The sequence below is a fragment of the Niastella sp. OAS944 genome, from assembly GCA_024809215.1.
Classification (GTDB): domain Bacteria; phylum Bacteroidota; class Bacteroidia; order Chitinophagales; family Chitinophagaceae; genus Niastella.
This window is the reverse complement of record JANUBW010000003.1, coordinates 667,703-686,916: the sequence shown is the minus strand read 5'-3', so window position 1 is coordinate 686,916 and position 19,214 is coordinate 667,703. Positions and strand designations below refer to the sequence as shown.

Below are 19,214 nucleotides of genomic sequence, written 5' to 3'. Positions count from 1 at the left end.
CATGCACAAGTTATTTTCAGTCACAGTTGCTATCATATTATCATTATCAGGTTACACCCAGGTAAAATACGAGCCGGCCGAAACTTTTGCGCCGGGTTTGTATTCTAATAATGGTAATACCATTCGTTCGGCCAATGGCGCACCCGGACCGGCGTACTGGCAAAACCGCGCTGATTATAATTTGCAGGCTACCATCGATACCATTAAACAACAATTAACGGGTTACGCAATTATTCGATATACCAATAACAGTCCCGATTCATTGCAATCATTATGGTTGCTGCTTGAGCAGAACCTGTATAAAAAAGGCGCCCGCAGTAATTTTTTGTTCGATCAACAACCGCAGGAGTTTACCACAGGTTTCGAAATTGACGAAGTGAAAATTGGTCAGGGAGCAACAACAACTGCTGCCAATTATATTGTGACCGACACACGTATGCAAATACGGCTTAATAAAGCGGTGCCTGCAAAAAGCGGAACCATTAGTATTTATATTAAATATCATTATACCATTCCCGGCGCTTTTGGCGGCCGTACCGATTATGTGAGAACAAAGAATGGTACCATATATGAAATAGCACAATGGTATCCGCGTATGTGCGTGTATGATGATCTGTTGGGTTGGAACACGCATCCATTCTTAGGCAGCGGTGAATTTTATTGCGAGTATGGCAATTTCGATTATAGCGTAACTGTTCCCTGGAATTTTATAGTTGCCGGCGCGGGTGAATTGCAAAATGCCAACGAGGTATTAACCAAACAACAAATTGAACGGCTGGCCACAGCCCGCAATAGTGATAAAACCGTAATGATACGTTCTGCCAAAGAAGTAACTGAGGCAACAAGCAGACCAGTGCAAAAAGGTACCCTTACCTGGCGGTTTAAAATGAATAATACGCGCGATGTAGCTTTTGGCGCCAGTCCTGCATTTATATGGGATGCAGCCAGGGTTAATTTGCCACAGGGCAAAAAGTGTTTGGCTATGTCGGTATACCCGGTGGAGAGCGATGGCACTGAAGCCTGGAGCCGTAGTACCGAATACCTGAAAGCCTCTATTGAGCATTTTTCTGAGAAATGGTTTGTATACCCCTATCCTACTGCTGTTAATGAAGCCGGCATAGCCGCCGGGATGGAATATCCGGGAATTCTTTTCGATGGTATGAACGATAAAACCAAAGAACTGTATTGGGTAACCGCGCATGAAATAGGCCATAACTGGTTCCCTATGATCGTAGGCTCCAATGAACGCCGCCATGCCTGGATGGATGAAGGCTTCAATACTTTTATTGGTATTTATGCCTCCGATGCATTTAACAAAGGTGAATATGCGCCCAAGCGCGATGCTGAATATGCACCAGATGGTGGTAACCCCGCCGATGAAATTCGACCCTGGTTAAGTGATACCAACGCTCCATCGATGATGATGCCTGCCGATGTTATTCCTGAAAAATATCGCCACCCCATCTCCTACTTTAAACCCGCATATGGGTTATACCTGCTGCGTGAATATATTTTGGGTAAAGACCGTTTTGATTATGCTTTCCGCAGGTATATTCACAACTGGGCTTATAAACATCCTTCGCCCGAAGATTTTTTCCGCACAATGGATAATGAGGCAGGTGAAGACCTTAGCTGGTTTTGGCGTGGCTGGTTTTATAATAACTGGGCGCTCGATCAGGCAGTACAACAAGTGGCAGTAGCCGGTAATAAAGCAACCATTACCATTGCCAACAACTATAAACTGGTTATGCCCGTAGTTGTTCAGCTTACGTTTAATAATGGAAGCACCCAGCGGATTGAATTACCTGTTGAAACCTGGTTTCAGCGTACGAGTTATACATTTTCTGTTCCTGTTAACGCAGCAGTAACTGCCGTTACCATTGACCCCGACCAGGTATTGCCCGATGCCAACAGGGAAAATAATGTGTTCAAGATTAAATAAAAGCCCATGATGAGCCTCACTGAAAAATTATTGTTTGTAGCGGTTGGGTTTCTGATCATCATTTTTATTGCTGTGGGAGTTATTAACAAAAGCGATAAATTAAAAATGTTGAAAGAGAAATATGAGGAAGCGTTGCAGGGCGAAGACAGGGCTGAAGCCATTGCTGCGGGCGAGGCGTATTACAGATCGTTAAGGGGTGGGGAATTGAGTTTGGAAGATGAGCGGCGTATCTTAAGGGATGTTTCCCATATACCGGAGGCGGAGGTTGATGATGAGTTGAAGAGTTAACTGGTTAACGAGTTGACGAGGGCGTTGAAAAGTTAACAAGGGAGTTGATGAAGGTGATAAAGACTTGAAAGGAATGCTTTTGACTTGGTACGGTTCAGCATTTGGCCGCACTGTTTTCATTTAACGCCTCTGCTTACGGCAGGGTCGCAACAAAGAACTAAGAACTCAATAACTGAACAACTGAATAACTTACTAACATTCTAGTCAACAAGTTAACTCGTCAACCTCTTAGTTAAGGAACGAAATCATTCAATTTAACGCCACAACCTACATAGGATACACCCCCACACCTCACCTCCACCCTATACTCATACCAATTATCACTCATACCATCGCTGCAGAATTCGGGTTTAATAACTATTTGCATGGTAGCTGAATCTTTTTGCACATTATAAATATATTGTCCGTTTTGTTGAACGGCAGGTGCATAGGCAAATACAGTAGGTGCCGTGCTATCGACCCGCAAAAAACTTATTTGTTTGTCTTTATCAATTTCCATTAACCAAAAGGGTTCATTACCCAGTGCAAAAAAATCGATGCCGGCGGCTTTCTTTTCCATCCAGGCAATATTATCGGCGCCAATAATAGTAGGACTTAAATAAGTATCTGGATACAATGGCGCCGGGGCGCCGGTCATGCTTAATTCACTCAAACCTTTATTAGTAACCGCAAAGTGTTTGAACACCTGGTTATTCACCAATAATTTTAATTGATCGTTGGTGGTTTGCCACTGGCCCATTGTTTCCAATGGTGCGGTTTCTTTTCCATTAAACACATCTTTAAAATGAAATTGATGATCGGCCGATAAAAGAATCTTACGCGTAATGCTAAAGCAATCGCTACAAGGTATAATGCCCGTATAATAACCGGGTACAAAAGAAGTAGGCGCACCCGATTCTTCGGGAATAAGTTGATTGGTAAATGTGGAGTCTATTATTGTAGTATCTGAAACCTGGGGAACGTGTATGGGTACGGGATTGTTACAGGCCAGGGTAACCATTATAATCAGGCGAAAACAGCATTTCATAACACAATACGAGCAAAGAATGGGCCGGTTGTGTATATAAAACAGAAAAAATTTAGGGTACGGATGTTTGTAATTAGCCCTTCTTGTATTTGGGCCCATCCTGCTAGCTTGCTTTGCCCTTGTGTTCCCAATATTCTTTTACAATGCGGCCATTTGACATTTGACGAAGCCTTCGGGTGAAGCGCTCCCCCTTTATCTGACCAGTGTCGTCCTTGCGGCCAAGGACCAGTACTATGGCATCACCTTCGCGGTCTGTTTTAAATGCCATGTCGTAGCAATTGCAATGTGTTTCAATAAAAGAAGACGGTTGATACTTCTTGCGTAAAATTTTTAAAACAGGTTCTTCCAGCTCCATAATTCTAATTTTTATATCATGAGCAAATGGTTTTTCATTTTCATAGATGGTGAGGCCTGCTTTTCACTACCGCTATACTGTTAGCCACAAACGAATATTATTTTACGGTCAAGGGGGAGATGTAAATGATCAAGCACGGAAGTTAAAACGCTGAATTTTACAGCTAATGGGGCAATCCACGGTTAAACACGCACGTAGTTCATTTGAATAAAAATGTTGAGCGTTTAAAATTGTTGAAATAATAATGCCACTCATTTAAGCCAAAATGTGCATAGTTTTTTTCGCACATATACTAAAACGTGGCATATGTTGTACAAACCAGGGGAAGGATGTTTATGAATAAGGTGGGTAGTTTTAAACGAACAGGCACACTATGCCAGTATGAAAAAATAAAGGGAGAGCACGGAATTTTCCTTCACTTTTAAAAATTATAGCAGGTATTTTCTATCAATAAGTCTTAGGAGAGCGGCGTCCGGGTTTAACCGGAAAAAGTCACAACTCTTTAAAGTTACAACAATACACCTAAAAAAGTGCAACTCGTTTGCCCGTATTAACAAAGAATGCAACAATTTATCAAATGTCAAATGCGGGGTGTATGTTTATAGCCGCGTATTATATACTAATGATGGGTCACTTATCGTTTATTTTCAACTTTTTGTACAATACACTCGTTAAAATACGTACTTTATAGTCATGGATTATTTGAAGAAGTATAAAAGCTTTTTATACAGTTATTACCTTAGTTCCGGAGTACGTATTACAATAGGGGTGGTTTTACCGGCCCTTATTTTCAGCTACCTCGATATGCTGTCGCAGGGGGTGGCTATTTCATTAGGCGCCATGTGTGTTAGCGGAACCGATAATCCCGGCCCTATTCACCACCGGCGCAATGGTATGCTTATCTGTTTGTTGTTCCTGGTGGCAGTTGCCATTTTAACCAGTCTTTCCGCCTCGTACCCGGTTTTGCTGGGTATTAATATTACAGTTTGTTGTTTTGTTTTTTCCATGATAGGGGTTTACGGAAGCCGCGCCATTTCTATTGGTGTTTCGGCGCTGCTTATTATGGTGTTGCAAATAGGGCATCCCGGCCATGGCAAAGAAGTGTTTCTTCAGGGCGCCTATATTTTATTAGGCGGTCTTTGGTATACCGGGTTAAGCTTGTTGTTACACAGGTTTGCCCCTTATAAGCTGGCGCAACAGGCATTGGGTGAATGTATACAGGCCACCGCCAATTACATTCGCATAAGGGCCCTTTTTTATGATGCAACAACCGATCGTGAAAAGGCTTACCAGCAAATGATTGAACAACAGGTGATCGTTCACACCGAACAGGAGCTGGTGCGCGAAATGTTGTTCAAAAGCCGCTACATTGTAAAAGAATCAACCAATACAGGCCGCACCCTGTTGATGCTGTTCAGAAGCCTGGTAGATCTGTTTGAAAAGATCATGACGGCCTACCACGACGATTATAAAGAACTGCATGCTGCTTTTGAAGGCACCGAGATCATGGAACGCTACCGCCAGCTTATATTAATATTAGCCGCTGAGCTCGATGATATCAGTATAGCCGTTAAAAGCGGCCGCCGTTCGCACCAAACAACTGCCCTGGCCGATGCCATAAAAGAAACCCGCCGGTATTATATTGAGCTTAGGAACTTAAAAAGAACTCCGGAAACCCTGGAGTATTATATTACCATGCGCAATATCCTCAGTAATATAGAGGACATTGCCGCCCGTATTAATACCCTTCATTTATACACTACTTATAAAAAGGTGGCTTCTACCGAACCGGCCGATTACGAAAAATTTGTAAACAGGCAGGATTTCAGCCTGAAAGTTCTTACCGATAACCTAAGCCTGCAATCAAACTATTTCAGGCATTCATTGCGGGTAAGTTTGGCTACCCTGGCTGGTTACATCATATCTATGTTTTTACAGGTGGGGCATAACTACTGGATCCTGCTTACCATTATTGTAATTCTAAAACCCAATTACAGCTTAACTAAAAAACGAAATTTCGAAAGGTTGTTTGGTACCATTGCAGGGGCCATTGCCGGTTTAATTATCTTATATTTTATAAAAGACAGAACGGCCCTGTTCTTTATTATGCTGGTGCTTATGCTGGGCACTTACAGCCTGCTGCGCACCAATTATATGTGGAGCGTTATTTTTATGACCCCCTATGTGTTATTGATCTTTCAATTACTTTACGACACTCCCCTCAAAAATGTATTGACCGACAGGTTGATAGATACCAGTATAGGTTCGGCCATTGCCTTTATTGCCAATTTACTACTGGTGCCGCTGTGGGAGCATGAACAAATATCGGGTTACATAGCCACAGCCATTGAAAAGAACACCGCCTGGTTTAAAACAGTTGCTACCGAATTTATGGGTAAGAAGGTTTTGCCTACCGAATATCGCGTGAGCCGTAAAGAAGCATTGGTAGCGCTGGGTAATTTATCAGATGCATTTACGCGTATGCTGGCAGAACCCAAATGGCAACAGAAGAACGTAAATATCATTCACCAGTTTGTGGTATACAATCACCTGCTTACTTCACATATTGCTACCCTCTCGCATTTCGGACAACAATTTGCGGCCATCAATGCCACTAAAGATTTTGTTCCGGTAACCAATTATATTGAATCGGAACTTAACGCATCAAAAGCAATTATAAAAGGGGAAGAACCACAGGCCGAACCCACCCGCCAACCGCAATGGCAACAGATAGATAAACGGGTGAACAATTTACTTATCAATCGCCACAAAGAATTACAGGAAGGGCTGGCTGATACCGACACACGTGGCGTATTGCTGGCCGTTAAATCTGTTACCGATGAGTTTAAGATATTGCATGATGTAACTGCTGATATTAAAAAAATGAGCCTGCAGTTAGCACAAGCCAAATAAAAATAAATTCCAAGAACCAAATCACAAGATCCAAATAAAAAATACCAAATAACAAATCACAAGAACCAAAGAAGAAATACAAAATCTCAACTGTGCTATTTACAGGGTTTTGGATTGGAGCTTGGAATTTGAGTTTTGGAATTTATTTGGTTCTTGGATCTAGTGATTTGGGATTTCCACTTCAAGCACACTTTTCCGCAGTTCACTCACCTTTACCTCGTCACGGTTTTTATAGCAGCTTAGTTTTGTTATCAAAAGTATAACATGAAAAATATTGCCGTGGCTGCCCTGTTGGCCGCTATACCATTTGCCGGTTCGGCCCAATTAGGCGGGCTGATGAACAAAGTTAAAAACAAAGTAAACCAACGGGTTGATCAACGAGTTGATAGGGCCATTGATAAAGAACTTGATAAAGCAGAAGGAAAAACAGTTTCCAACTCTTCCTCTTCTTCAAATACCAGCAAAAGCAGTACTGCTGCAACTGCAGAAGAACCGGTTTTAAAAAGCACCGGGAAATATGATTTCATTGCCGGTGAAAAAATATTCTACTACGAAAACTTTGAAAACGAAGCCATGGGCGAATTACCCATTGGCTGGAACACAAACGGCACAGGCGAAATAACTACCCTCGATAAATATCCCGGTAAATGGTTACGTGTGCATAGCCCCTTCACATATCTTACCGCAAACAAAACTGAGTTCAGCGAGAACTATACTATAGAATTCGATATAATTCTGCAATTAAAGAACAATGGCTGGATGTATCCACAGGTTTCTTTTGGCCTTTTTTCATCTGGTACAGAAACTACTACCGACAATACATTTCTGAAAGACTATAACAAATACGGTGCAGTAACTGCTTTGTTTAGTCCGGGTGAGTTTAAAAGTACAAAAGCGGTGCTTAAATCATATGTTGATGGACAAAGCTTTTTTACCGGCGAACCAAAAGGATTGCCCGAGCTTGAACAATGGTATGGCAAACCGGTGCATATAGCTATACAAGTGCAAAAAGAACGTTATCGTATGTGGGCAAATGAAGTAAAAATATTCGACATTCCTAAGGGCGTTCCTACCAATTATGGTATAAACCAGTTGCAAATACGGGCACATTCTACCAATTATAACGACAGTCAGTATGGTATTTATGTAAGCAATATTAAAATGGCCAAAGGTTTACCCGATACCCGCCATAAACTTATAGATGAAGGCAAATTCAGCACTACTTCTATTTTATTCGATGTAAATGCAGCCACGTTAAAACCCGAATCGTTTGGAACTATAAAAGAAGTGGCCAATATTTTAAAAGAGTATAAAGATGTGCGGATAAAGATCTTCGGTCATACCGATAGCGACGGGAACGATAAAGACAACCTGGCGCTTTCACAAAAAAGATCAGAAGCAGTAAAAACAGCATTGGTAAATGAATATGGTATTGATGCAACAAGAATTGAAACCGATGGAAAGGGAGAAGCCGAACCCGTAGCGGATAATAAAACTAAAGAAGGGAAAGCGGCGAATAGAAGGATTGAAATGAAAGTAATTAAATAAAGTGCTTTACACCTAAGTGAAAAGTTGACGAGTTAACTGGTTAACTCGTCAACTTTTTAGCGTTTATAATGCTCATGTTAGGCAAACTTCTTTCTTGCCTTATGATGCATTACAGAATTACTCTGCTTATAACTTCAGAGATCACCGATTGGCCGTTTAGTCCAATGGCAATTACCCTGAACCAATAGGTAACCAACGGTTTCAACCCAGTAATGGTGTGCTTTCGATGAGCGGTTGTTTCGCTCACCCAAACCGTTGTTTCCGATGGCGGATCTGCCGAATACTGATGAACATATGCGCGGGCGCCTTTTACCGAGTTCACCAATATATTAGCTTCACCGGGGTTTCCATTTGTTACAACCATGCTTTGAATGGTTGCTAACAATCTGGCGCCCCCATTTTCTTTAGCCAGATCGAAGCCGCTGCTTAACATTTTTACGCGGTCTCCGTTACTTACCTGCATTACGTAAAAGCCCAGCTGAACCATAATATCGATCAAAGATCTTCGATCTTCTTTTCTAACCGCTATTAAAGTTCTGCTTCCGTCTGCAGCATTGTTCATTGAAACCTGAAATTTTGATGTTCTTTTTTCAAGTTCCTGAACTAATGACGTATCGGGAAAAAATGAATTGCCTTTTACGTTGCTTATTATGCGGTTTGCCGCTTTTGCTACTTCGGCATCACGGCTGTTCTTAAATGGAAAAACTATACGACTCATAAAATGAATTTAAACTGTGAAAAAAAAGGTTTCAAACGCGCTACTTAAACAGGACCATAACCAGATAATTGGCCAATAAAGAATAGGTAAGGCACACGAATGGCTGCGATTCCTGCGCTTCTGCAGGATCCTTTATACTACTACCATAAGATCATAGTAAAACAGAAAAACCGGAATGCAACAATTCTGTTTTCACGGAACGGAGATTAGTACTTTGCTAATTAGCAGACATGTCTTAGAATTCTTTGTGTACTTGTTATACCGGCTATCAATTGACAATTCGAATATACGGTGGCCGCCAGGCGATTTCCAAATTTTGGCAACACTTGGCAACACTTGGCAACATTTTTATAGGTAACTACTTAGTGTCCTGTTCGGATACCGGTATTTTATAACGCTATTTGCTACCCTAAATGATTGTAAAATGACGCAAATAGTTACCCTTTGCGCATGTAATACACTTGCAAATACTGATGGTCGTCAAGATTTTGCCGTTATTCATGTAGAAAAAACATCTTTTTTTGAATTCATTATGGTCATCTTTGCGCCATTTATAGCCATCCATGCGTTATTGATGGCCATCTTTGCGTCATTGACAGCTACCAATGCGTTGTGGATTGCCATCTTTGCGTCATTGATAGTAACCTATGCGTTATTTATAGCCTTCTTTACGTTCCCGAAAGCTATTTATGCGTCATTGACAGGCATCGTTACTTTATCGATAGCTATCAATGCGCCATTGATAAGCATCTTTACGTCATTTATAGCTACCTATGCGTTTATGATAGGCACCTTTGCATTATTGATAGCTATAACTGTGATACTTTTTCCACAAAAAAGGCGGCAATTTCTTGCCGCCCTTCTTAGTTACACAGTTGCCATTTGTTTTTCAAGTGCACCTTTCACTTTCTGCCAGCGTATGGGTGGTAACTCATCGCTTGCAATCATATATAATGTTTGAAAAGCCGGTTCCGGTGCTGTGCTACGCACATGTTTTAACCACGTAATGATCTCTTCGTTATTAAGGCTCCTGATCATATAAACACTGGTAGCCTGTAATTCAGCAAATGGAATATTGGCTACAATGGTGTTGTTGATATCCATGATCTCCACATCGGTATAATGTTTCCATAAGGCAATGTTGAGTATACGTTCTTCACGGGCCATATGACTTAAATTAAATGCCATAAACTCAACATAGGCTGTATGTATGGCATTACCTGCATCTATACGTTCTGCAGATGAAACGGCATTGTTAAAAGCATTCAATAAACCCTTTAACCGTTGCGCCATAGCTATATCTTCTTCATGCTCCTGCTCAAAAGAATGTACAAGGGCAGCATCATACTTTGCTATGGCCGGCAACACGTAAGTATCTTCATGCAATGCATGCTTATCAAATAAGTCGGCTATCTCGTGTACTTTTTTCAACGCAACTTCCGATTCATCGGCATCGGTAAAATCGGTTTGTTGTAAAAGGCTGCCTGTTTCGTACAAAAGGGCACGCAGGGCTTTGTGAATGTGATTAAAAATGTTGTAACGCATATGTAAATTGTTGTTTATCGTATTGCCACCAGGTTATTAACAGGTTTGTATTTTGTATTGTGAATTTCTTGCGCAGGCTCCAGTAAATCGGCCACATATTTTGCCACCAGTTCATTTGGTTTATAACGCGCAAACTCCTGGCTAAGCTTAATAACATTCTTTTTGTACAGGGCATTACCGGTAACTTTATCAACAGCCTGGCGCACCTGCGCGGGGTTAGGGCGTTCGGTTTTAAGGTTTATACCCAAATTAAAATAACCTACCCTTGCGCAGATCTCATTTTTACCTTCATGCACGCCGGCAACAACCAATGGCAGTTCATTTTCTATTCCTAACATAACACCACCATAACCGCCATTGGTTATATAGGCATGGGCGTAGGGCATTACCTCATTAAAGGGTATAAAATCTTCAATTATTAAGTTGCGTTGTGGATAAGCCGCCTGTAATTCTTTGGTTTGCGAACCACCCGTTGTGCATATCACCAGCGTATCGCTATTTTTAAATGCTTCAAGCGTGGGAACAATTAGTTTTGTCACATCTTTTTCCACAGTGCCCTGTGTTATCAACACAATTTTTCTATACTGCATCAATCGCTCATCGAACCAGGCCACATGTTGTTTTTTACCTGAATAAGGTAACAGCGGTCCAATAAACCTGATGTTCTTTCCAAGATCACTGCGCTTATATTCAAACGATGGCGTTCCGCTTTGCAATAACAACGATGCTTTTTTTATACCTAAATCAAATACAGAATAGTTGTGATGCTCCATGCCGTACTTATCCATAATATCATATAGCAACCTGTTCGATCTTTTAAACAATACCTGTTTGGTAAGAAATCGTAATAGTGATTGTTTCAACTTACCAGGTAAAGTGTTGGAGGGCGTCATTCCCAAACCCGCGGGCGGCAGGTCTTTTGAAGTTTCTGTAAGCGGCAATACACCAATGGCCACTACCGGAATTTGCATTTTATCGGTAACAAAAGGAATGGCGGTAAAAGCATTATCACATATCAACACATCGAACGGAAATTCTGTGTATATATCCAATATATCTGTATAATATTCGTCTGCCCGCAGAATGAACATATTTTGTATATCCCAATTCAGTTTTTTAAGCGCACCTTTCATTTCTTTTCGTTCTGCAAAAAGTTCTTCCATATTGTTGGCGGTAAGCTCAAGCGCCTTTTGAAAAGGATAATGCGGTATATCCAGCTTCTTTATTTTATTGGTATACTCCCGTGAACCATACCATCGCACATCCGCACCCGATTGCTGTAAGTAAACAGCTAATCCGGTTAACGGGTTAAAGTGGCCGTCGGCCGGAAAGTTGGCAAATAAGATCTTCTTTCCTTCCAGCGACCGGTTGCTTTTGATAAGTTTCATGGTTGTAATTTTTCTTTGTTAGCGTTTAATGACCCTGTAAAAATGGTTCAAAGACAAGCAGCGCAAAGGCCCGCTGTGCATGAGTTGTTATTGATTTTGTATGAACTGCCGCCGCCGGAACATGGCCCCTTTCAATTCATAACCGGTTTTTACCGGTTCAGCCCCGTTATCAACAATTCATCATTACAAATCCACATTTAAGCGGGTCAAAAGATTATATTTGAGAATTCATTACTTTTTTGTGCATCGTATATTTCTAATCATTGCATTTTTATGTGTATGTAGTCTGGTTTGTCTGTCGCAGGATGAAAGGCAATATGCATTTTCACATTATTCAACCGATAAAGGACTGGCTGGTCATGAAATAAAAGCCGTACAGCAAGATAAAGCCGGTTATTTGTGGGTAGGTTCTGTAATAGGCTTACAACGGTTTGATGGTACCCGTTTTCTTACATTCCGTCATAAAAGCTCCGACTCTGCCAGCATTCCCGATAACAACATCAATCACCTCTTTCGCGATAAAAAAGATAATCTGTGGTTAATTACAGCAGCTGGCAATGTAGGCACTTTCGATACCAGAAAGTTTAAGTATAAACCGGTAGCCATCGCTTACACCAAAAAGAATTCGCTTCAGGCCGATAAAAGATTTTTTACCGATAGTCGCGGCAATATTTACCTTCTTTGTTTTAGAACAGAATTGCTTGTTTATAATGAAAAGGAAAACACATTTGTTCCGGCCAGTCATTTGATACCATTGCCGCCCAAATGGCCTATACTTGGTTTTTGCGAAGATGCACAAACCGGTAAATATTATATTGGCACCGACAGCGGACTGGTAGTTTTCAACAGCCATACTAACAAGTTGAGTTATGCAGGTCACACTGTGGAAAACGAACCGGTAATAGAACAATTTGGTCGCCTTACTTATGGCGGACCTATGCTGCTCGATTCAAAACATCGCCTTTGGCTTATTACCTGGCCGCCTACATTAGGGTGCCCTTCTTTTTACTGTTATAACCTGGCCAGCAATACTACCGTTTTAAAAAACTATAGCTTTTTTCCCCTGATAAAAGAATACCACGAACCCAGTGGTATGATAGAGCAAAAGAATGGTACGGTATGGATAAAGGGCGGAAAAATTTTTGCCAGCTATCTTGAAAAAGAAAACAAATTTCAACTGGTGCACAATGGCTACACCAACGATCAAAGCATTGCTTTTGAAACCGTACACGATTTGTATGAAGATGGGGAAGAAAATCTATGGGTAGCTACCAATAATAACGGGTTGTTCAGGTTCAATCCCAGTCGCGAATTTTTTACCAACGTTCACCACATAAACCGCGCAACGCATAAAACCGGTGAAGGTCCGCCCTTAAGTTTTATTTCCGATAATAATAACACCCTTCTGATGGGCGCCTGGGGCAACGGCATTTACCGTTTCGACTCTTCTTTTAACAACATACCGCTTAAGATAAAAGGTATTGTTGAAAACAATGCCATATCGGTATGGAACATGCTGCAAAGCAATGATAGCAATATAGTATGGATGGGTACACAACCGGGGGGGTTATACAAATACAACCGGCAAACGCAAAGCGCCGTTTATTATGATATTCCGGCAATTGAAAAATCGACCGTGCGGCAACTTGCCGAGGATAAATATGGCAACCTGTGGATAGGCACGCATACCCGTGGCTTATTTAAATACACCAAAACCGGAACGGAATATAATTTCACAAAGAATGTTGAGAAAATAACAACAGTTGATGATCGTACCATTCATGCGCTTACCCTCGACAAAAACGGTAACCTGCTGGTAGCTACAAGCGCCAATGGCGTTTATATTATTGATACCAGAAGCAGCAGGCCCATTCAGCATTTTACAATGGAAGGTCCGCCGCAGCAACGGCTGCAAAGCATGTATGCTTCTTCGTTTTGCATTTTTAACGATACCACCATTTTCATTGGCGGGGGCGGATTAAATATGTACAATCCCGTTAAACAAACAATTAAGAAAATACTTACGCCCTACAATTTACCCGATGAGGTAGCTGCCATTCAAAAAGACAGAAGCGGCAATATTTGGGTAACGCTAAGCTCGGGCATGTTCAAACTTAACCCCAACTATCTTCGGGTGTTCATGCTTTTCGATCGCATTGAGGGCATTACCAACGATCACTTCACTAATAATGCATCGGCTGTTTTGCCTAATGGCCGTATGGTCTTTGGCAGCAGCAATCATTTCATTGCTTTTACTCCCGAAAAAATTATAGCGTCAGACTCTTTACCCGATGTTTCTATTTCTGGTTTTAAGATCCTGAACAAACCGGTAGCAGTTGATTCATTGCTCAATTTGAAACGCATTGAGCTTGGCCCTACCGAAAACTCTATTACCATTGAGCTTTCGTATTTATTATACGGGTGCAATTCAATTCTTAAATACAAACTCGAAGGCATTGATAAAGATTGGGTACATGCCGATGTTACCAATCAGGCCGTATACCCCTATTTGCCAACAGGCACTTATACTTTTAAGGCATTAACAGAAGGTGGTGATGGAAAGCCGGCAAAAAATATAACCACGCTTATAATAAAAGTAAAACCACGTTACTGGCAAACCTGGTGGTTCTTTGGGCTCATCATATTTGTAGGTGTAGGTATTTTTCTGTGGGTCGACAAATTGCGAATGCAAAAAATTAAAGCTACCGAAAGCGTTCGCAATCGTATTGCTACCAGCCTTACCGAAGATATGGGCAATTCGCTCAGCAGCATTAATATTACCAGTGAGCTGGCCAAAACAAAAATTGATAGCGATACCGGTAGAACGAAAGAATATATAAACCAGATCAGCGACAGCAGCAACCGCATGGTGCAGGCAATGTATGATATGGTTTGGAGCATTAACCCCGATAATGATTCGTTGCAACATACCATTGACAGAATGAAAAATTATGCTGCGGAAATGGAGAGTATGTATTCGCCGTCGATCATTTTTCAGGTTGATGAGCAGGCGAAAGATCTGCGGTTGAAAATGGAAACGCGGTATGAAATGCTGAGTATTTTTAAAGAAGCGGTAAACAATGCTGCCCGTCATGCGCAGGCAAAATATATTGAGGTGAACCTGCAATATAAAAACCCTACCATCACATTGTGTATTCGCGATGATGGTAAGGGATTTAATGTAGAGTTGGTGGAACTTTCGAGAGGACTGAGCGAAATGCGCCGCCGCGCCGGGACCATTAATGCCAAACTCACGTTGAAATCGGAAATTAATACGGGAACGACTGTTGTTTTAACGATGTTGCGTTGATGCTTGAAGCATAGTTCTTCAATGAACACTTTGTTGACGTGAGTGGTGAATGGTGAGTGGGCCTCCGGAATTTTTAGGTCCATGTCAATTTGCATCCTCGCTTTCGCACCAGGCCCTGCTAACTCATTACCTTAAAATTCTCCCTCAAGAGTTTTCATTTTCATTTCAACCCTTTATCAACTTTATCACCTCTATCAACTTTTCAACTTCCTATCTTGTCAACCAATCTGCCTTTCATTATCACATTATCACATTATCACATTGCACATTATCACATTTGTCATTTCCCCATCCACTTCTTAAAATCAGTAACCTTCTCCCTGCTAACGATAGCCTCTTTATCAACTGCGGGTTTTAAATTCAATAATAAGCGGTTGCCAAAATAATCATGTATTTGATCGATGCTGTTCACCGCCACATAAAATGCGCGGCTGATGCGGAAGAATTGATTAGGATCGAGCATTTCTTCCAGATCGTCCATAGTATAATCAACCACAAATTTGCGGTTATCGGTTGTTTTGAAGAAGTTCAGGCGGCCATCGCTGTAGAAATAAGCGATCTCTTCTACATCAACACTCACTAACTTTTGCGCATGTTTTACCAAAAAGCGTTTGCGGTATTCTTTGGGTTGCAACTTTTGTTGCAGCTCTTTTACCAGGTTATCAACATTGAGTGAAGGCGTGGGCGCGCTGTTGTTACCATAAAGCGATTTCAGTCCTTTTAGTTTTTCCAGCGCTGCGTGCAGGTCTTCTTTCTGAATAGGTTTTAATAAATAATCAATGCTGTTTACCTTAAATGCTTTCAGGGCATATTCATCGTATGAGGTGGTAAAAATAACCGTGCTTTTAACGTCTACCTTATCGAAGATCTCGAAGCTTTGGCCGTCTGCCAGTTCAATATCCATCAATATGAGATCGGGCGAAGGGTTTTGTTGCAGCCAGTTTACCGAGCTGCGAATGCTATCGGCCACCCCAACTACCTGTGCGGTGGAATCAACACTGGCAAGGGTCTTTTGCAGTTTTTTTACTGCCAGTTCTTCGTCTTCAATAATAAGTACTTTCATGTCCGTGGTTTTTGTGGAAGATGCAAATTACAAATCAGGTACTGTTTTGTGGACCGGGTAGGCATGAATTGCCAAATAGGGCGATGAACTGTAGTTTTTGACGTTCTAAGGGTGTATAAGTGGTACAATGACCGCGAACTCTTTTCCATCATCGCGCACGCTGATCTCTTCCTGCTTCATAAGCCGGTACTTTTTAACTATGTTGCTCAAACCCACTTTGTTTGAGGAAACCATTCTGTCTTTTCGTTGCAGGTTATTGCTTACGATCAGTTTGCCACTATTAGTAGTAAGGATCATGATCTGTAAGGGTTTGTCTTTCAGTATCATGTTGTGTTTCACTGCATTCTCAACCAGCATTTGCAGGGTTAGCGGTGGCACCAGGTAGGTCAAAAAGCGTTCTTCAATAGTAGTTTGCATATCGAGCCCGTCGCCATAACGGGTTTTCAACAAATGAAAATATGAGTTTATGAAATCCATTTCGGCCTGCAGGGTGGTTAATCCGTCTTCGTTGGTACGCAAGAGGTAACGGTACACCTTACTCATTTCATCGAGAAACTTTTCTGCCTTTTCGGGATCATCGCTAATGAGCGAAGAAAGGGAATTGAGGCTATTGAACAAAAAGTGCGGGTTTACCTGGCCTTTTAGTCCCTCGAGCTGGCTTTGGAGGTTTTCTTTTTTTAATTGTTCGGCTTCATCAACCACTTCGCGCCAGCGTTCAAAAAAGGCGGCGCCTTCGTTAAGGCTGGTAGCCATAATATTACAAAAAGCGCCTACGATCAGCGCCCAGGCATAGCGGTTCAGGTTTATCTGGTAGCCCATGAAACCAATATAGTCGTACCCCCAGAATAATATACTAAGGGCGGTAACCATTAGGGTAATGTAAATGATGAGGCCAATGGATATACGTTTGAAGGTTTGGCTGTATTTGGGAAAGCGGTTGCGTAAGCTAAAGGCCACCATGCCGCAGCAAACATACACCAGTGCTATAACGCTGAGGGTTATGCCTGTTGAGATCAAAAAACTGCCTGGTGACGAAAAGTATTGATTACCAAATATTGCAAAATTCAATAGAACGGCAAATGGGGGTAATATGATAAATGCAATTACCCTTTCTTTCCGGGAGTACGTTAATGGTTTTATGTCGCCGGCAAATGCCTCCATGCCATCAATTTACGATTAAATTACAACTGTTTTTGCAGGGGTAGCACCAATTGGCACATTTGCCGATGAATTGGTTCATTGGCCAGGTTAATTGTGCGGGTCCTTGTTGCAAAGTTAATTGGCAGCCAGCAACAAAAAGAGGCTTCCCTTACAGGAAACCCCTAAAAATTTATCATTGAGCTGTCGCCTTTTTATTATCACATTAGCACATTATCAAATTATCACATTGCTCTTTACTCCTTCATCTTCCCCGACTTCTTCAAATACCTTACAAACAAATAGGCAAAACCCAACAGGGGAAGTATAATGGCCAGTAGTATGTTGCGCAGCCGTACATCACCATTGGTGATTTGGGGATATTTCAACAACAAAATAAGGGTGATGCCGCTTAGCCAAATGTATTGGGTATTGTACTCTTTTAGTATCCAGCGGCGCCATTTGAACTCCATGCTTTTAAATGTTGCTGAAATACCTTTCAACCTGGGCACCCAGCGGTTAACAGCTTTTGTATAGCGATCGTATTGTTCGCCGAACTTGTTGCGGAGAAAATTCTCTTCGGCCAGCACAATGGCCTGGTACACAAAAAGAAAAAATGGAATAAACACGGCTACATATAAAAGCGAGTTCGACAATACGCCAACACCGCATAACATTAAAATATTACCTACGTACAAAGGGTTACGGCAATGATTAAAAATACCGCGGGTAACCAGTTCTTCTGCATATACTTTTCCTTCTTTACCGCCGCGAATAATATAAGCCAAACCAATAGTTGCACCTCTTATAAGCTGACCGCTTACAGTAATGAGTAAACCAAGTACTACAGGCAACATATAATAGTTAACGCCAAAAACCTCAGGTGAGAACAATGGAGCAGAGGGAATAAAAAGAGCCAGATACAGGAACATAAACAAAAAGTTCCTGTACCGGAAAAAGAAATTACCGATTGGGATCATTCGTATTTAGGGCTTTTTAATTTTTTACGGCAACGATGCCTGAGAAGTTATACCATTTGAAAAATATTTCACAATGCGAAAACCCGGCTTCGCGCAGCATCAGTATGTTTTCGCTTAGTTTATAAGGGATCAGCACGTTTTCGAGCGCTTCGCGCTTTTGCGAGATCTCCATTTCGCTGTAATGCTGCCGTCTTTTATAATTATAGTAGTAGTCTATAAAATCGCGGTTGAACTGACTTTCTTCGGCCAGAATTTTTTCAACGATGATCAATACGCCATTATCTACCAAACCATCAACGATCTTTTTAAGCAATTTCTCACGGTAAAGCGGCCGTACAAATTGAAGGGTTAAACAAAGGATCACCACGGAAGCGTTTTTGATCTCTACCCCATTATTTAAATCGCCCACAACAAGGTCATAAGGCCTGCTAATGCCGGCTTCATCGAGCTTTCCTTTGCACTTTTGAAGCATATCGGCCGAGTCGTCGATACCAACAAAACGCACATCCTTAGAGATAGTATCATCCATCAATATAAATGAGGTTCCGGTTGAACAACCGAGATCGTATACATTGGTACCGTCAAGCGCATGGTTTGCAGCAAGTTCAGCGATCATTCTTTGCATTTCGGCATAAAATGGTACCGAACGGCTAACCATGTCGTCAAACACATCGGCTACTTTCTTACTAAATTTAAAATCAGCCGGTTTGAGTGTCTGTTCCTTAAAAACTTCGTCCTTTAGCATTGGCCTGGTTTCTTAGTTGGTTTAATAATGAGACGTCAGCATTTTTATAACATTGCTATTTTGTCATAAATAATTATACCAGTATACCGCTACAACAGGAACATTAACCGACTCCGAGGGTGGAATGTATCCAATTTACTTAAAAATAGCTGAAAATCCTACCGTGTTGCAGCATTAAAGTCCCATTAATTAGACAAAATGGCAAATTGCGTAGACGAAACCCAATCATCCTATAAACGAAAGATTTCAGGTTAA

At 41.4% G+C, this 19,214-nt stretch carries 15 protein-coding genes; 6 read left to right on the top strand and 9 right to left on the bottom strand.

Going from position 1 to position 19,214, the window contains the following annotated elements; all coding sequences use genetic code 11:
* Nucleotide 1: 1 nt before the first annotated feature.
* Together GGD38_RS17515 and GGD38_RS17510 are read left to right on the top strand one after the other, a co-directional pair.
* The gene (locus tag GGD38_RS17515; protein WP_375297547.1) at nt 2-1,942 is read left to right on the top strand and encodes a M1 family metallopeptidase; all 1,941 of its coding nucleotides are present in this window, start codon (nt 2-4) and stop codon (nt 1,940-1,942) included.
* A gap of 6 nt (nt 1,943-1,948) precedes the next feature.
* A complete protein-coding gene (locus GGD38_RS17510; RefSeq protein WP_375297546.1) occupies nt 1,949-2,230 on the top strand; it encodes a hypothetical protein in 282 nt (93 codons plus the stop codon).
* Between the two features lie 232 nt (nt 2,231-2,462).
* Here GGD38_RS17510 and GGD38_RS17505 read toward each other — a convergent pair whose 3' ends face one another.
* Both GGD38_RS17505 and GGD38_RS17500 read right to left on the bottom strand, forming a co-directional pair.
* A complete protein-coding gene (locus tag GGD38_RS17505; RefSeq protein ID WP_375297545.1) occupies nt 2,463-3,257 on the bottom strand; it encodes a copper resistance protein NlpE N-terminal domain-containing protein in 795 nt (264 codons plus the stop codon).
* Between the two features lie 103 nt (nt 3,258-3,360).
* A complete protein-coding gene (locus GGD38_RS17500) occupies nt 3,361-3,612 on the bottom strand; it encodes a hypothetical protein (RefSeq protein ID WP_375297544.1) in 252 nt (83 codons plus the stop codon).
* A 693-nt stretch (nt 3,613-4,305) separates the two neighbouring features.
* Here GGD38_RS17500 and GGD38_RS17495 point away from each other — a divergent pair.
* Nucleotides 4,306-6,525, top strand: coding sequence for an FUSC family membrane protein (locus GGD38_RS17495; RefSeq protein ID WP_375297543.1), 2,220 nt, complete (start codon nt 4,306-4,308; stop codon nt 6,523-6,525).
* A gap of 264 nt (nt 6,526-6,789) precedes the next feature.
* Nucleotides 6,790-8,073: an OmpA family protein gene (locus GGD38_RS17490; RefSeq protein ID WP_375297542.1), complete on the top strand. Its 1,284-nt coding sequence runs from the start codon at nt 6,790-6,792 to the stop codon at nt 8,071-8,073.
* Between the two features lie 109 nt (nt 8,074-8,182).
* Here GGD38_RS17490 and GGD38_RS17485 read toward each other — a convergent pair whose 3' ends face one another.
* Complete coding sequence (locus GGD38_RS17485; protein WP_375297541.1) at nt 8,183-8,791, bottom strand: fibronectin type III domain-containing protein; 609 nt, start codon at nt 8,789-8,791, stop codon at nt 8,183-8,185.
* A 424-nt stretch (nt 8,792-9,215) separates the two neighbouring features.
* Here GGD38_RS17485 and GGD38_RS17480 point away from each other — a divergent pair, with 424 nt between their 5' ends.
* The gene (locus tag GGD38_RS17480) at nt 9,216-9,752 is read left to right on the top strand and encodes a hypothetical protein (RefSeq protein WP_375297540.1); all 537 of its coding nucleotides are present in this window, start codon (nt 9,216-9,218) and stop codon (nt 9,750-9,752) included.
* Here GGD38_RS17480 and GGD38_RS17475 read toward each other — a convergent pair.
* Nucleotides 9,659-10,336: a hemerythrin domain-containing protein gene (locus GGD38_RS17475; protein WP_375297539.1), complete on the bottom strand. Its 678-nt coding sequence runs from the start codon at nt 10,334-10,336 to the stop codon at nt 9,659-9,661. The two genes, GGD38_RS17480 and GGD38_RS17475, sit on opposite strands and share 94 nt — an antisense overlap.
* Nucleotides 10,337-10,350: 14 nt before the next feature.
* Nucleotides 10,351-11,724: a glycosyltransferase gene (locus tag GGD38_RS17470; protein WP_375297538.1), complete on the bottom strand. Its 1,374-nt coding sequence runs from the start codon at nt 11,722-11,724 to the stop codon at nt 10,351-10,353.
* A gap of 220 nt (nt 11,725-11,944) precedes the next feature.
* On the opposite strand from GGD38_RS17470, the gene GGD38_RS17465 reads away from it, so the two are divergent.
* Nucleotides 11,945-15,034: a two-component regulator propeller domain-containing protein gene (locus tag GGD38_RS17465; protein WP_375297537.1), complete on the top strand. Its 3,090-nt coding sequence runs from the start codon at nt 11,945-11,947 to the stop codon at nt 15,032-15,034.
* Between the two features lie 280 nt (nt 15,035-15,314).
* Here GGD38_RS17465 and GGD38_RS17460 read toward each other — a convergent pair whose 3' ends face one another.
* The 4 genes from GGD38_RS17460 to cmoA all read right to left on the bottom strand — a co-directional run bounded on the left by GGD38_RS17460 (nt 15,315) and on the right by cmoA (nt 18,959).
* The gene (locus GGD38_RS17460; RefSeq protein ID WP_375297536.1) at nt 15,315-16,097 is read right to left on the bottom strand and encodes a LytR/AlgR family response regulator transcription factor; all 783 of its coding nucleotides are present in this window, start codon (nt 16,095-16,097) and stop codon (nt 15,315-15,317) included.
* Nucleotides 16,098-16,202: 105 nt separating this feature from the next.
* The gene (locus tag GGD38_RS17455; protein ID WP_375297535.1) at nt 16,203-17,258 is read right to left on the bottom strand and encodes a sensor histidine kinase; all 1,056 of its coding nucleotides are present in this window, start codon (nt 17,256-17,258) and stop codon (nt 16,203-16,205) included.
* Nucleotides 17,259-17,491: 233 nt separating this feature from the next.
* Nucleotides 17,492-18,214, bottom strand: coding sequence for a methyltransferase family protein (locus GGD38_RS17450; protein ID WP_375297534.1), 723 nt, complete (start codon nt 18,212-18,214; stop codon nt 17,492-17,494).
* 16 nt (nt 18,215-18,230) lie between these two features.
* Nucleotides 18,231-18,959 carry a carboxy-S-adenosyl-L-methionine synthase CmoA gene (cmoA, locus tag GGD38_RS17445; RefSeq protein ID WP_375297533.1) on the bottom strand — a complete coding sequence of 243 codons (729 nt, stop codon included), beginning with the start codon at nt 18,957-18,959 and terminating at the stop codon, nt 18,231-18,233.
* Between the last annotated feature and the right edge of the window lie 255 nt (nt 18,960-19,214).

Coding starts and splice junctions, on each gene's coding strand:
- GGD38_RS17515 (WP_375297547.1), top strand. CDS start 2: ATGCACAAGTTATTTTCAGTCACAGTTGCTATCATATTATCATTATCA.
- GGD38_RS17510 (WP_375297546.1), top strand. CDS start 1,949: ATGATGAGCCTCACTGAAAAATTATTGTTTGTAGCGGTTGGGTTTCTG.
- GGD38_RS17505 (WP_375297545.1), bottom strand. CDS start 3,257: ATGAAATGCTGTTTTCGCCTGATTATAATGGTTACCCTGGCCTGTAAC.
- GGD38_RS17500 (WP_375297544.1), bottom strand. CDS start 3,612: ATGGAGCTGGAAGAACCTGTTTTAAAAATTTTACGCAAGAAGTATCAA.
- GGD38_RS17495 (WP_375297543.1), top strand. CDS start 4,306: ATGGATTATTTGAAGAAGTATAAAAGCTTTTTATACAGTTATTACCTT.
- GGD38_RS17490 (WP_375297542.1), top strand. CDS start 6,790: ATGAAAAATATTGCCGTGGCTGCCCTGTTGGCCGCTATACCATTTGCC.
- GGD38_RS17485 (WP_375297541.1), bottom strand. CDS start 8,791: ATGAGTCGTATAGTTTTTCCATTTAAGAACAGCCGTGATGCCGAAGTA.
- GGD38_RS17480 (WP_375297540.1), top strand. CDS start 9,216: ATGACGCAAATAGTTACCCTTTGCGCATGTAATACACTTGCAAATACT.
- GGD38_RS17475 (WP_375297539.1), bottom strand. CDS start 10,336: ATGCGTTACAACATTTTTAATCACATTCACAAAGCCCTGCGTGCCCTT.
- GGD38_RS17470 (WP_375297538.1), bottom strand. CDS start 11,724: ATGAAACTTATCAAAAGCAACCGGTCGCTGGAAGGAAAGAAGATCTTA.
- GGD38_RS17460 (WP_375297536.1), bottom strand. CDS start 16,097: ATGAAAGTACTTATTATTGAAGACGAAGAACTGGCAGTAAAAAAACTG.
- GGD38_RS17455 (WP_375297535.1), bottom strand. CDS start 17,258: ATGGAGGCATTTGCCGGCGACATAAAACCATTAACGTACTCCCGGAAA.
- GGD38_RS17450 (WP_375297534.1), bottom strand. CDS start 18,214: ATGATCCCAATCGGTAATTTCTTTTTCCGGTACAGGAACTTTTTGTTT.
- cmoA (WP_375297533.1), bottom strand. CDS start 18,959: ATGCTAAAGGACGAAGTTTTTAAGGAACAGACACTCAAACCGGCTGAT.